The 13,140-nt window shown below is 39.1% G+C and carries 13 protein-coding genes; 5 read left to right on the top strand and 8 right to left on the bottom strand.

The annotated features are described in order from the left end of the window. Window positions 1-63: 63 nt before the first annotated feature. Complete coding sequence (locus LG377_RS02835; protein ID WP_225743205.1) at window positions 64-315, bottom strand: hypothetical protein; 252 nt, start codon at window positions 313-315, stop codon at window positions 64-66. Between the two features lie 195 nt (window positions 316-510). On the opposite strand from LG377_RS02835, the gene LG377_RS02830 reads away from it, so the two are divergent. Continuing rightward, entirely contained in the window at window positions 511-1,317 is an 807-nt protein-coding gene (locus tag LG377_RS02830; RefSeq protein ID WP_225743204.1) for an alpha/beta fold hydrolase, read from the top strand. Window positions 1,318-1,393: 76 nt separating this feature from the next. Here LG377_RS02830 and LG377_RS02825 read toward each other — a convergent pair whose 3' ends face one another. Continuing rightward, window positions 1,394-2,809 carry a 6-phospho-beta-glucosidase gene (locus LG377_RS02825; protein WP_225743203.1) on the bottom strand — a complete coding sequence of 472 codons (1,416 nt, stop codon included), beginning with the start codon at window positions 2,807-2,809 and terminating at the stop codon, window positions 1,394-1,396. A 198-nt stretch (window positions 2,810-3,007) separates the two neighbouring features. After that, window positions 3,008-4,231: a serine hydroxymethyltransferase gene (gene glyA / locus LG377_RS02820; RefSeq protein WP_370632531.1), complete on the bottom strand. Its 1,224-nt coding sequence runs from the start codon at window positions 4,229-4,231 to the stop codon at window positions 3,008-3,010. 270 nt (window positions 4,232-4,501) lie between these two features. Between glyA and LG377_RS02815 the strand changes: the two genes are divergently transcribed. Then, window positions 4,502-5,032, top strand: coding sequence for a 3'-5' exonuclease (locus tag LG377_RS02815; RefSeq protein WP_225743201.1), 531 nt, complete (start codon window positions 4,502-4,504; stop codon window positions 5,030-5,032). 49 nt (window positions 5,033-5,081) lie between these two features. Here the strand turns inward: LG377_RS02815 and LG377_RS02810 are convergent, their stop codons facing one another. Both LG377_RS02810 and tsaE read right to left on the bottom strand, forming a co-directional pair. Continuing rightward, window positions 5,082-5,600, bottom strand: coding sequence for a GNAT family N-acetyltransferase (locus tag LG377_RS02810; RefSeq protein ID WP_225743200.1), 519 nt, complete (start codon window positions 5,598-5,600; stop codon window positions 5,082-5,084). Then, window positions 5,584-6,057 (bottom strand): tRNA (adenosine(37)-N6)-threonylcarbamoyltransferase complex ATPase subunit type 1 TsaE, encoded by a 474-nt coding sequence (gene tsaE / locus LG377_RS02805; RefSeq protein WP_225743199.1) that lies wholly within the window; start codon window positions 6,055-6,057, stop codon window positions 5,584-5,586. The genes LG377_RS02810 and tsaE overlap by 17 nt, the downstream gene beginning before the upstream one ends. 226 nt (window positions 6,058-6,283) lie before the next feature. Here tsaE and LG377_RS02800 point away from each other — a divergent pair, with 226 nt between their 5' ends. Next, window positions 6,284-7,750, top strand: a complete 1,467-nt coding sequence (locus LG377_RS02800) for an amidase (protein ID WP_225743198.1) — start codon at window positions 6,284-6,286, stop codon at window positions 7,748-7,750. A gap of 47 nt (window positions 7,751-7,797) precedes the next feature. Here LG377_RS02800 and LG377_RS02795 read toward each other — a convergent pair whose 3' ends face one another. Further along, window positions 7,798-8,268: a Dps family protein gene (locus tag LG377_RS02795; protein WP_225743197.1), complete on the bottom strand. Its 471-nt coding sequence runs from the start codon at window positions 8,266-8,268 to the stop codon at window positions 7,798-7,800. A gap of 173 nt (window positions 8,269-8,441) precedes the next feature. Between LG377_RS02795 and LG377_RS02790 the strand changes: the two genes are divergently transcribed. After that, the gene (locus LG377_RS02790; protein ID WP_225743196.1) at window positions 8,442-9,065 is read left to right on the top strand and encodes an MBL fold metallo-hydrolase; all 624 of its coding nucleotides are present in this window, start codon (window positions 8,442-8,444) and stop codon (window positions 9,063-9,065) included. Window positions 9,066-9,080: 15 nt separating this feature from the next. Continuing rightward, entirely contained in the window at window positions 9,081-10,055 is a 975-nt protein-coding gene (locus LG377_RS02785; RefSeq protein ID WP_225743195.1) for an asparaginase, read from the top strand. Between the two features lie 69 nt (window positions 10,056-10,124). On the opposite strand, the gene LG377_RS02780 is transcribed toward LG377_RS02785, so the two are convergent. Both LG377_RS02780 and LG377_RS02775 read right to left on the bottom strand, forming a co-directional pair. Then, window positions 10,125-11,573, bottom strand: a complete 1,449-nt coding sequence (locus tag LG377_RS02780; RefSeq protein ID WP_225743194.1) for a sucrose-6-phosphate hydrolase — start codon at window positions 11,571-11,573, stop codon at window positions 10,125-10,127. A 30-nt stretch (window positions 11,574-11,603) separates the two neighbouring features. Continuing rightward, entirely contained in the window at window positions 11,604-12,986 is a 1,383-nt protein-coding gene (locus LG377_RS02775) for a PTS transporter subunit EIIC (RefSeq protein WP_225743193.1), read from the bottom strand. Window positions 12,987-13,140 lie beyond the last annotated feature (154 nt).

The following is a 13,140-nucleotide window of genomic DNA, read 5'->3' as shown; positions in this document are numbered from 1 at the left end:
CACTGAAAGATTATAGTACAGTAGAATAAATAATAAATCCTGCGAACTTAGACTAGTTGCTTTTCAATTCTGTCTAGGTTTTTTTATTTTATCTACGATATGTTTTGCATCCACTAGGTCTAATGGATAATATTTTTCTCTAAGTAATTTAATAGTTTTTACTTCATTGCCTTCTCTAAGGTACGTTTCTTCTGCAAATACCTCAAGCTCTTTTTCATCATGCTTAATCATGCCTTTCATTTTTTTGATTTCTTTTTGTTGACTGAAATTTAGCAAGAGTAGCGTAACTATTATAATAAATAAAAAAATTAACATTTCGTATTCCTCTCTCTCCATATAAATTGTTATATCATTTTATAAAAGATTGCCTTCTTTCTCTGGTAGTATTTTAAGCATTCCGTAGTCATTCTATTATATCAGCCATTTGAATACAAAAGCATTATATTTTAAAAATTCACCTTTAAGCGTTACTATGAATTCGTAGTTAATTGAACTTTAGGAGGAAGCAAGTTGAATAAAATAATTAAAGGTAAAAATGATGTTTCAATCGCTGTAAAAGATATGGGTTCAGGTTCACCGGTTGTATTTCTTCACGGTTGGCCACTAAATAACTTAATGTTTGAATATCAATACAATCATTTATTGGAAAATGGGTATCGCGTAATCGGAATCGATTTAAGAGGTTATGGAGAATCGGATCTGGGCGTTGAAGATTACGGTTACGATACTTTTGCGGATGACGTTAAAGCCGTGATCGAAGAATTAAACGTAACAGATGCTACACTTGTTGGATTTTCAATGGGGGGAGCTGCTGCTGTTAGATATATGGCTCGCCATAACGGATTCGGTGTTAAAAAACTAGTACTGTTAGGTGCTGCAGCTCCAAGATTTACGCAAGGTCCTGATTATCCATACGGAATGGAAAAATCTGGCGTAGATGAACTGATTGAGCAAGCTAAAGTGGATCGTCCTAAAATGGTTACAGATTTCGGATCACAATTATTCAATAAAAAACCAAGTGATGCGTATGCGGACTGGGTTGCAACCTTAGCATTCAAAGCCTCTTCTTACGGAACAATTCTTTCAGCAATCGCTTTAAGAGATGAAGACCTTTCTGAAGACCTGACCAAAGTCACAGTCTCTACTTTAATCGGCCATGGTAAAGAAGACCAAGTTTGTCCTTACGACTTCGCTGAATTAATGGACAAAGCTATTCCTGATAGCACGCTGAAAACTTTCGAAGAAAGTGGACATGGTATCTTCCATGATCAACCAGATGATTTGAATAACGCTTTACTAGACTTCATTCAATCATGATATACCTGCGTTTATTATAAAAAATTTATTTGAATCAAAAATCCCAAAGTCAAAAGACTTTGGGATTTTTGATAATTTAAACCGTTTCTTTTACATTTGTTTTCATCAATTCGTCCACATACTGAACCGTTTCTGGCTGGTTTTCTTCAATATCTTTAATCTTCTCTGCAAATTGTGGCAGATATGCTTTATGCGCATAAAGCAACTCATCCAAGACTGTTTTCGCTAAGCGTCCACCTGGAATCAATGGATTCACCGTGAAGGCTTGTAAAGCAGCTCCGTAGTTTCCTTCAATCGCTGCACGAATGACACTTTCTTCCATGCCTTTCATGTTTTGAATAATGCCTCTAGCGCCATCGTTTTCAAATCTTCCCCAGTTATAAGGTTCAAAGCCATGAGCCGTAACAACGCCTGAAACTTCTACTGCACAATCGTATGGTAAAACTGTGATTGTTCCATTATTTTTAGTGGAAACAACCATTTCTGTATGCTTGTCATTTTGAATAGACGCAATGATCTCACAAGCTGCATCACTATAGTGTGTACCGCCACGTTGTGACAACTCTTCTGGTTTGTGGTCCAGATTCGGGTCTTTATACATTTCAAACAGTCGCGCTTCTGTTTCTTTAACCACTTGCGCTCTCGTTTCTCCATTTTTGAATTCTTCGATAGAATGCTCAAGCATTTCATCTTCAATATAGTAGTAACGGTGGTAACCACACGGCAGCATATGAAGATCTTGAATTTGCTCATAATGGAATAAAGCGCTATGGATATTTTTCAAGTGGTTGTCATCTTCATTCTGGTTCGGTCCATAAATCAAGTCTATCAGTTCATCTGTCCGTTCTTTTCCTGATTTATCCCAAACTCTATGCCAGTGGAAGTGATTGATCCCAGCAAATTTGAAGAACAAGTCAGCAGCTGGTAAATTCAATTTTTCTGAAGCAGTCTTAACATGGCCAATCGGTACATTACATAATCCAACGGTTCTTTCCCACCCACCATGCTTAATGGCAGCTTCTGTAACCATACCCGCTGGATTTGTAAAGTTGACTAGCCATGCATCTGGACAGACTTCTTTCATGTCTTCAATAATATCTAAAATAACGGGGATTGTTCGGAACGCTTTTAAGATTCCGCCAGCTCCATTGGTTTCTTGACCAAGAATACCATGAGATAAAGGAATACGCTCATCTTTGACACGCGCATTCAACAAGCCTACACGAAATTGAGTCGTTACAAAGTCAGCATCTTTTAAAGCCGTTTTACGGTCAAGCGTTAAGGTCACTTTCCAGTCAAGGCCAGCAGCTTCGACCATTCGCTTAGCCATAGCTCCTACAATATCCAGTTTTTCTTTACCATCTTCGATATCAACTAGTACGATCTCGCTGATGGGTAATTCATCTTTGCGCAGAATGTATCCTTCAATCAATTCTGGTGTATAACTTGATCCTCCACCAATTGTTACGATTTTCAATCCATCTTTTGACATGTTCTTCTTCCTCCTTGGCTCTTCTATTAATATAACGCTTTCATCTTTTTACATCTCTAACCTTATTCTATGTAATGGTTTACATGCAAGCGTTCTTATAAAAAGAATACTTTTTTTACGTAATTTTAATGTACCTCTCTTATTCTTTACAAAAAAGAGCCTATGTCTAATTAGGTTTAGACATAGGCTCTTCAGCTTTTATTTATATAATGGGTACTGTTTTGTCAGTTCACGAACAGCTTTTTTGATTTCACTTAATTGTGCTTCATCTTCTTTATTTTCCAAAGTTTGAACAATTAATTCCGCGACTTTCTTACTAGCGACTTCGTCGAATCCTCTAGTTGTAATCGCCGGCGTTCCTATACGAATACCACTCGTTTTGAATGGGCTAAGCCTTTCAAAAGGAATCGTATTTTTGTTCACAGTAATACCAACACTATCTAATAATGCTTCTGCCTGTTTTCCATTCATTTCAAAATCTGTTACTTCTAACAATAATAAATGGTTATCTGTTCCGCCACTGATTACGCGGCCTTTAGATGTATTGAATACTTCCGCCATTGCTTGAGCATTTTTGATAATTTGTTTTGTATAAGTCTTGAATTCTGGTTGTAATGCTTCTTTGAAGGCAACCGCTTTTGCAGCAATCACATGTTCAAGAGGTCCTCCTTGGATACCAGGGAAAATCGCGCTGTTCAAGCGTTTTGCATATTCCTCTTTTGCTAGAATCAGTCCGCCACGAGGTCCTCTTAATGTTTTATGCGTTGTACTTGTTACGACATCCGCATAAGGAACCGGATTTGGATGTTCGCCTGTTGCGATCAATCCTGCAATATGTGCCATATCGACCATCAAAATGGCGCCGACTTCATCAGCGATTTCTCTGAATTTCTGGAAATCAATTTCTCTTGGATAGGCACTATACCCTGTAATAATCAATTTCGGTTTATGTTCAATCGCTAACGCGCGTACTTGATCAAAGTCGATGGTTTCCGTTTCCTTATTTACACCATAAGGTACAACGTTATACAATTTCCCACTAAAGTTTACTTGTGATCCGTGCGTAAGATGACCACCGTGGTTTAAATCCATTCCCATATACGTATCGCCTGGTTCAAGGAATGTCTGGAAAATAGCCATATTTGCCTGTGATCCTGAATGTGGTTGTACATTTGCATACTCTGCGCCAAATAACTCTTTCACTCTATCTATTGCCAGATTTTCAACGATATCTACAAACTCACATCCACCGTAATATCTTTTTCCTGGATAACCTTCTGCATATTTATTGGTCAGTACGCTTCCTTGTGCCTGCATAACAGCCTCAGATACAAAGTTCTCAGAAGCGATCAGTTCAATGTTTTCTTCTTGTCTGTTCTTTTCCTGTTCAATAGCATCAAATATTTCTTGGTCAAAACTCAATGCGTACAACTCCTCTAACTACTTTGATATAGAAAGAGTATAGCATAGCTATACCTGAACAGACGCATGATCTTCGAAATTCCTTTCAGAAATTATTGGATTATTCGGATATAGAAATCCTCGTCAAATTTTTGCAACATTCTTTTGATAAACCAATTGAATTCAATTTCTACCATTGAAACCTATTTGATTAATGGTATACTTTATAAGAATGCACGTTCGTTTAAAAAACTCTTAAAGATAACTCCTTCAAAAGAAAGTAGGCTTATAATGAATTTTACTGCATTGGATTTTGAAACAGCCAATCGTAAAACACATAGTGCTTGTTCTGTGGCGCTGACTGTTGTCAGAAATAACCAAATTGTAGATGAATATTATACACTGATCAATCCGGATACTTGGTTTGATGCTGTAAATATCCGTGTTCATGGGATTCGAGAAACTGATATTATTGATGCCCCTTATTTTCCAGAAGTCTGGGAAAAAATGTCTGCTTATTTTACAGACGATCAACTCGTTGTTGCACACAATATGTCATTTGATAAAAGAATCCTTCTAGGCACACTAGATTATTATGGGATTCAGCATCCACGTTTTCAGACTTTATGTACTGTCCAGTCTTCTAGAAGATTGTTGAAGCAGCTACCTAATCATAAGCTGAACACTGTAGCCGCCCATTACGCTATTCCTTTGAATCATCACCATGCATTGGATGATGCCAGAGCAAGTGCAAAAATTTTGATCAATCAAGAAAAAGAATACGGCACGGCTTCGCTAAAAAGTCTCGTTAAGTTAGCCTAAAAAAAGAACAATCGATTAGAAGCTGTGCTTCTAATCGATTGTTCTTTTTTTAGACGAGTTTCCCCATCATGCAGACCGGAAGAAATTCTCCATTATCTTTCACGCCTCTTTGCATGACGCCTTCCAGTTCAAATCCATATTTTTTATATAAGTGAATTGCTCGTTCATTTCTTTGTTGTACTTTTAATTCAACTCGTTTGATGACGTCAGACTCATCAGACCATTTCAGTACTTCTCTTAACAATTCTGTTCCGATTTTAAAGCCCCAATACTCTTTATCTACGACAATACCCAGTTCTCCAATATGTCTAATCTTTGGTTTGTCTACAGCATGAATGGTTGCCATACCAATAATTTCTTCTCCAAGTATCGCAACGATCAAACAGTTGATATCTGATTCATAGATTTCAGCAATATGGTGGCTTTCTTCTTCGACTGTAAGTCCAGCACCTTCTTCGCCCATTGTCATAAAGCCCGTTTGAAGTGCTGTTTTTTCAAGGCAGTTCAGTAGAGATTCCGCGTCTGATGGAATGGCTTCTCTAATACTGATTTCAATTTCTTCTCTCATGTTCCAACTCCTCTAATAAGCTTTCATAAGCCTGCCCAACAGCAGTCATCTTCAGTTCTCTTTTATCTATATCTTCCAGTGATGTCTTTATCTGAATCAATAAGTGTTCTTCAGGTAAATTCTCTTTTACAACGGATCCCCATTCAATCACACAGACGCCATCCCCCTCGAAATATTCATCTAGACCCATTTCTTCTGCGCCTGTGTCTTCTAAACGATACAGATCCATATGGTACAAGGGTAATCGTCCCTGGGTATACTCTCTAATCAAAGTGTATGTCGGACTTTTGATGACACGGTCTATTCCTAAACCTTCTGCAAAACCTTTTGTGAAAGTCGTTTTACCAGCACCCAATTCACCTTCTAGCAAAATCGTCATACCTGGTTTCACGAGAGTAGCCAGTGTGGAAGCTAGTTTTTTTGTTTCCATTTCATTGCTCGTTCTGACAGTCTCCATGATTTCGCTTCTTCCTTTACATAATTTGAAATTATTTTACCATATCTATTTCTGAAATCCTATCATGTCCTAATATAAAGACAATGTTGTATTTAACTTTTTGAATGATTGGCTTGACTGCGTGACCTGTATTGATTCGTTATTAAAATATTACAGGATTTCTTTAACAATTCCTATATGTACAGTATGCTAGACATACTTATAGACAAGAGAAAGAGGTTGACTTATGACGAAACCATTTGACCGTACGCAAGACGGATTGTACTTCGCAGACCTTGTAAGCAAACGATACGCTTCTTCAGAAGAGCTTATTGAAGAAAGTTTCAAACAAATTGAACAACAAAATCCCATTTTAAATGCGGTTATTTCAACTAGAAAAGAGGCTGCTCTTAAAGAAGCTCGCTCTAGAAAGTTCGCTGGTTTACCTTTTGGAGGTGTACCGATTCTTTTAAAAGGGCTGGGGCAAAACCTTGAGGGAGAGCCAGCTACGTCTGGTGCGCGCATTCTAAAAGATGTCAAAGCGAAAAGAACGGCTCATTTCGTAACTGATCTGGAAAATGCAGGTTTTATTCCGATTGGTCATACCAATATCCCGGAATTTGGATTCACGAATATCACAAATCCTGAATTGTATGGGCCTGCTAGAAATCCTTGGTCTAAGGACCGAACACCCGGTGGTTCAAGCGGTGGTGCAGCCGCGGCAGTCGCTTCCAATATGACTCCTGTCGCTGGTGCTAGTGATGGCGGCGGATCGATTCGGATTCCAGCTTCTTTTACCGGACTAGTCGGCTTGAAACCAACGCGTGGACGTACAGCAGTCGGTCCTGGTAGCGGTCGTGGCTGGCAAGGTGCTTCTATTAGTTTCGCCTTAACGAAATCGGTTCGCGATACAGCTGCTTTACTAGATGCTGTTCAAGTTGTTCAACCACAGGCAGCCTTTCAAACCCCTTTATTTGAAACAGGTTACTGTTCTGTTTTGAACGCCCCATTTACACGCCCTTTGAAAATCGCTGTTAATCTAACAGCTCCAAGCCAGCATCCAATTTCTGAAGAAGCCATAAAAGCTGTTAAAGCTGCGGCAACCTGGTTCGAATCCAAAGGTCATCAGGTTTTTGAAGCCACGCCCGAGATCGATACCCTTAGCCTGATGAAAAGTTATTATGCCATGAACGCTGGGGAAACAGCCGCCGTTTTTGAAGGATTGGAACAAAGTTTTGGAACATCTTTTTCTTTAACGGATATGGAATTGATGACTTGGACTTTACTGCAAGCTGGGAAGAAACTACCAGCCGCAACTTACGCTCGCGCACTTGCTGAATGGGACAGTGCTGCAGAAAGTTACCACTATTTTCATCAAGAGTACGATATCTTGTTAGAGCCAGCTACGGCTGATGTTGCACCAAAGGTAGATCGTACCTACTGGTCTGATTCACTGAAACGTCAGATGGAACACACGCAAGACCATTCTTCAGACGAAGCTCAGCAAATCGTATGGGATATGTTTACGCAGAGCTGGGATATCACGCCATTCACGCAGCATGCTAATTTAACCGGACAACCAGCAATCAGTTTGCCTACTCACCTAACATCAGAGGGCCTTCCACTCGGGATTCAATTGACTGCACCAAAAGGTCAGGAGCATCTCCTTTTACAAATTGGTCAGCAAATGGAACTAGATGGACAATTTATCTAAAAATAGAGCCCTTCAAAGACAAACAGTCTTTGAAGGGCTCTCAATCTTTATTTTTTGTCGTCTAGTGCTGTGTGTCCTCTATAAGCTTGCATCATCCAGATCGTTTTATCCACTTCTGTTTTCTGAGCAATCAACATGTCGTTTGATACATCATCATGTTCTTCGTCCGTTAATTTAATACCGTTTGAAAGTTCATCTCTTAAAATCTCAAAGTCCGTAATCACATTATGGATCATTTCTTCTTCAGATAGTTTTCTTTCCTCAACAGATTCAGAAATCAATGAATGTTCAAGGAATTCTTGTAACGTTGAATAAGGTGTTCCACCTAAAGCCAATAATCGCTCTGCTGTTTCGTCCATTTGTTCCGTTAAATCATCATATAGTTCTTCCAGTTTAGGGTGAAGAGAGAAAAAGTTTGGTCCTTTGATATACCAATGTGCCTGATGTAATTTAATGTAAAAAAGTCCTTGCGTAGCGACTAGTGTATTTAAATACTCTTTTGATTTTTCGCTTACCATAAATTTTCCTCCTATATTATAATCATTCTAATTAAGATTATACCCCTCAAAAATATAGGTGTCCAATTATTCGCCTTCCTTCGACAGCTCTCTTTTAATTCGTTATAATAAGAAAGCAACGTCGGTCTAATTCACAAGAACGACGATTAGTTTACGAGCTGGAGGCTACATTTATGATTCAAGTAAAACAAATTATTACCGGTACCATTGAAGAAAACTGTTATATCATCTACAAAGATGATCAGGCTCTGATTGTGGATCCCGGTGACGAAACAAGTAAAATCAAAAACGAAATCGAAGAACTGGGTGTCCGCCCAATTGCTGTTCTGCTTACCCACACTCATTTCGACCATATCGGTTCTTTGGAAGATATCCGAGTGGATTACGATATCCCTGTCTACGTTAGCGAAGCGGAACAAGACTGGTTGGTAGATCCTACGAAAAACCTTTCTGCGAACAAGCCATTCGCTATCATCGCAAACCCTGCTGACTACCTTTTTAATCCGGTGGAAACAATTGATATTGAAGGATTTACCTTTGATGTCGTCCCAACTCCCGGACACTCACCAGGCGGTGTCAGCTTTATTTTTCATGAAGATAAGTTCGTAATTTCTGGCGACGCCTTATTCAGAGGCAGTGTCGGTAGAACCGATCTACCCGGCAGTGAACCAGCGATCCTTTTACCTGGTATTAAAACGTATCTTTTTACATTACCAGATGACTATATTGTCTATCCAGGACACAGTAAAGATACCACGATCGGTCATGAAAAATTTACAAATCCGTACTTTAGATGATTGCGAGGAAATAAAATGAAACATATTTTAATATTGCATACAGGTGGCACGATTTCTATGAGTACAGATCAGAGTACTGGAGTCGTCAAGCCAAGTTCTGAACATCCATTAAACGAATACAAATATGTATTTGATCAAGAAGTTAGATTAACCGAAGAAGATATCCTGCAATTACCTTCTCCACACATGACGCCTGCGGATATGCTCATTGTTAAAAATCGTATTCTTGAAGCAATTCGTGCAAATGATATTGATGGCGTTGTGATTACGCATGGAACTGATACATTAGAAGAAACAGCTTATTTTCTAGACCTGACGGTGCCCTTTTCGATTCCGATCGTTATGACAGGGGCTATGAGACCCACTAATGAGATTGGATCTGATGGTGTAAGAAACTTACAGAATGCGGTCTGGACGGCCATGTCAGACGATGCTGCTGATAAAGGTGTACTCGTCGTTATGAATGAAGAAATTCATGCAGCGCGGTATGTTACTAAAACGCACACGACGAATGTAGCGACATTTAGAACCCCAACTTTCGGGCCTATCGGAATTGTTTCTAAAAAAGAAGTGATGTTCTTTCAAAAACTCATCAAAAAAGAATGTTTCCCTATCGATAGCGTGAACAAAGTGGTTCCTTTACTGAAAGCCTATGCTGGAATGGACGGGTTCCTCATAGAATCTCTTGTCGAGAGTTCTATTGATGGTCTCGTTATTGAAGCACTTGGCGCTGGAAATATGCCACCTGCTACATTAAAAGGGTTACACGCCTTGATTGAAAAAGGTGTCCCCATCGTTTTGACTTCTCGAGCTTTTAACGGGATCGCTCAAGACATTTATGATTATGAAGGCGGCGGCAAGCAGCTGAAAAATGCTGGTGTCATTTTTGCTCCAGGTCTCAGTGGACCGAAAGCACGTCTAAAATTACTTGTTGTACTGGAACAGTCGACTGATCTTGATTATATAACGGAAGTATTTGAAAAAGTCTAAGTGACAATCCAACCAAACGAAAAGCCCGAGCTGATCTGTACTTGTGTACAATCCAACTCGGGCTTTTATTTAGGCTTTTTTTAAATCCCATTTACTGATTTGAACAGATGTATCGCCACTAAATTCGATGCTATTCAACTGACTTGTCGGATACAATCTAGTCGTTAGCACATACTCTCCATCATTTAGGAAAATCTCAAGAGACGATGTATCTAAAAACAACTGAATACTGTTCAATTCAGATAGTTCGATTGTTCTTTTTGAACGCCCAAATCCAGAGGCGCCTAGACTAAGCGTGAAGACTTTCCCATTATATTCTAAGGTAGTGTCTTGAGAAAGTTTTATCTTTAAAGCTCTTGTGGGTTGTTCAACCTTAACGATCATTTCGTAGGTATCACTTGTTTCCTTTATCATTTCCAACGCTTCAGTTCGTTCAATACTCATCTTTTGTACTTGTTTTCGAAGTACTTGATATTCGGGTAGGGGTCTTTGCTTAAGCTTTCCATCTTCAATTGTGAGTTCTCTCGGAAGCGTCATAGCGTGTTGCCAACCTTTTTCGATTGTCGGGTTTGAATAATCAGGCTCAATGTCTGGAAGCCCCATCCATCCCCAAAGAATTCTACGTCCTTGCTCATCCAAAAAAGTTTGCGGTGCGTAAAAATCGAATCCTCTATCTAATTCCACAAAATCTGCTGTCGGTTCAAACTTCAAAATATCCCAATCTGTTTTTCCAATAATTGAACCGGACTGATAGACATTTTCAAATTCATGCCCTGACTGCTCCACACCTTGAGGAGACATCAGTAAAATATCTTGTCCATTGAGTTCGAAGAAATCTGGGCATTCCCACATATACCCTAAGTCAGGTCTTTTTTCCAAAAGGTTTCCTTTATACTCCCAATTAGACAGATCCTTCGATGCATATAGTAAAATGGCACCTTTATCTTCATTTGTACGTCCACCGAGGACCATATAGAATAAACCATCTTTTTCAAGAATTTTAGGATCTCTTATATGTTGCGTGAATCCATCTGGGTATTCGCTTGAATCAATCACCACTTCTCGACTATCGATATGGAAACCATCTTGGCTTATCATATGAACGGTATTATGTTCTCTACCACTGGTAATATAGTCGTGTGTTCCAGGGTGCTTTACATTCCCAGTGTAAAAGAAATGGGTTACACCATCTTTTTCAAACGCACTGCCTGAGTAAACCCCATCTCTGTCAAAGCTCTGATCAGGATACAAAAAGATCTCTTCTTCTTTGAAATGCACAAGATCTGTAGATGTCTTATGTCCCCAGTATTTGACTCCCCCTGTTGGGTCTAACGGAGAGTATTGATAGTATAGATGGTAGAGTCCATCTTTTTGATAGACACCATTGGGATCATTGAGCCATCCAGTAGGTGGCTGCTGGTGAAAATGAAGTCTCCATGGATCTGTTGCTACTTTTTCAACCAGATTCGGTTGCTTTGTTTTTATCTCTTTTTGTAGAGTTTCTTTTATATGATTCATTTGTCCATCCTTTTTGACTTATTTAACCTTTTACTTTGCATTCAATTCTGCTTGTACTGGTCGACTTTGAACTTTAACCAATACAAATCCTACAGCAAATGCAACAGCAATCACGAGTAGATATTGCAACATGCTACTTACACTATTTGTATACAGTAACAGACCGGGAATAAAAGTGATCCCCATACCAGTTGCAGAAAGACCTAGAAGAGCAGTTACGAGTCCTCCAGCTGCTCCTCCGACCATGCCAGAACCAAATACACGCATGGATCTCAAACTAACACCGAATAGGAGTGGTTCAGTGATTCCAAATAAGGTAGATGCACTTGCACTCAACGCATTGGAGCGTTTCAACTTGCTGCTCATCAGTAAGGCCGCACTCACCGCTGCTCCGAACTGTCCAGCCATACTAGCGGTTCCAAGTGTGTTCAATACATTTGTTCCACCATCATTCAATAAACTGATTTCGATAATACTGATGGAGTGGTGGAGACCTGTAATGGTAATGACTTGCTGGAAGCCTGCATAAATAATATACCCTATTCCAAATGGTGCTTCTATCAGATAAATAATACTATTAATCACACCAGATTCAGCAATCTGAACAATCGGTCCTAATAGAAACAGCATAACTGAAATCGTGATTGTAATTGTCAAAAATGGTGTGACAATTAAATCCATCATTTGTGGCACAAAACTTCTAAATAGACGCTCTAGCCTAGAAATCATCCAACCAGCTAAAATTGCTGGAATCACAGATCCCTGATAGCCGATGATATCAATCCCCAGCAAGGTCAACGACTCCGCTTCTCCTCCGGCTACTGCATAAGCATTAGGTAATTGCGGTGCAACAAGCATTAGCCCCACTACAATCCCTAAAATTGGATTACCGCCAAATTTACGCGTTGCACTAAAAGCAATCAGTACAGGTAAGAATGCAAAAGCTGTATCGGTCAACATCTCGAACATTGTTAACCAGTCTGGGCTCATTTCAACGCCTAGTTCGAGAATAAAGCCTCTAATCCCCATCAATAAACCTGTCGTAACAAGCACTGGAATCAAAGGAACTAGAATATCTGCCAATGTACGCACAATTTTTTGTAAAGGATTTAGATTCTGATATACATCATCTTTAAAGCCGCCTGAAGAGTTTTCTGAAGACTTGTCTCCTAATCTTTGTTCCATTTCGCTATAAACAGCATTCACTTTTCCTGTCCCGAATATAAACTGGTGCTGACCGGTATTGAAAAAGTAGCCCTTACTTTCCGGAACCTCATCTACTTTATCTTTATTTAATTTACTATCATCTTTTAGAATAATTCGAAGTCTCGTTGCACAATGCTCAAAATTTCGAATATTGTCTTCTCCACCTACAACTTCAATCAACTTATCAATTGTCTCGTTATATTTCATTTTTCATTCTCCTTATTTAGTAACCGGTTCCATTAAAGAATAAATAAAAAAGTAATGGATAGTGCACATTCGCTAATATAAATAGAACCGGTTCCTTTTATTTAAATCTATCATAACAGGAACCGGTTTTCTTTGCAAGTAAAAAAAGAAAGCC

Source organism: Marinilactibacillus sp. Marseille-P9653, from assembly GCF_916618885.1.
Classification (GTDB): domain Bacteria; phylum Bacillota; class Bacilli; order Lactobacillales; family Carnobacteriaceae_A; genus Marinilactibacillus.
This window is presented reverse-complemented; position numbering and strand designations above follow the sequence as displayed.

Coding starts and splice junctions, on each gene's coding strand:
- LG377_RS02835 (WP_225743205.1), bottom strand. CDS start 315: ATGTTAATTTTTTTATTTATTATAATAGTTACGCTACTCTTGCTAAAT.
- LG377_RS02825 (WP_225743203.1), bottom strand. CDS start 2,809: ATGTCAAAAGATGGATTGAAAATCGTAACAATTGGTGGAGGATCAAGT.
- LG377_RS02815 (WP_225743201.1), top strand. CDS start 4,502: ATGAATTTTACTGCATTGGATTTTGAAACAGCCAATCGTAAAACACAT.
- LG377_RS02810 (WP_225743200.1), bottom strand. CDS start 5,600: ATGAGAGAAGAAATTGAAATCAGTATTAGAGAAGCCATTCCATCAGAC.
- tsaE (WP_225743199.1), bottom strand. CDS start 6,057: ATGGAGACTGTCAGAACGAGCAATGAAATGGAAACAAAAAAACTAGCT.
- LG377_RS02800 (WP_225743198.1), top strand. CDS start 6,284: ATGACGAAACCATTTGACCGTACGCAAGACGGATTGTACTTCGCAGAC.
- LG377_RS02795 (WP_225743197.1), bottom strand. CDS start 8,268: ATGGTAAGCGAAAAATCAAAAGAGTATTTAAATACACTAGTCGCTACG.
- LG377_RS02790 (WP_225743196.1), top strand. CDS start 8,442: ATGATTCAAGTAAAACAAATTATTACCGGTACCATTGAAGAAAACTGT.
- LG377_RS02785 (WP_225743195.1), top strand. CDS start 9,081: ATGAAACATATTTTAATATTGCATACAGGTGGCACGATTTCTATGAGT.
- LG377_RS02780 (WP_225743194.1), bottom strand. CDS start 11,573: ATGAATCATATAAAAGAAACTCTACAAAAAGAGATAAAAACAAAGCAA.
- LG377_RS02775 (WP_225743193.1), bottom strand. CDS start 12,986: ATGAAATATAACGAGACAATTGATAAGTTGATTGAAGTTGTAGGTGGA.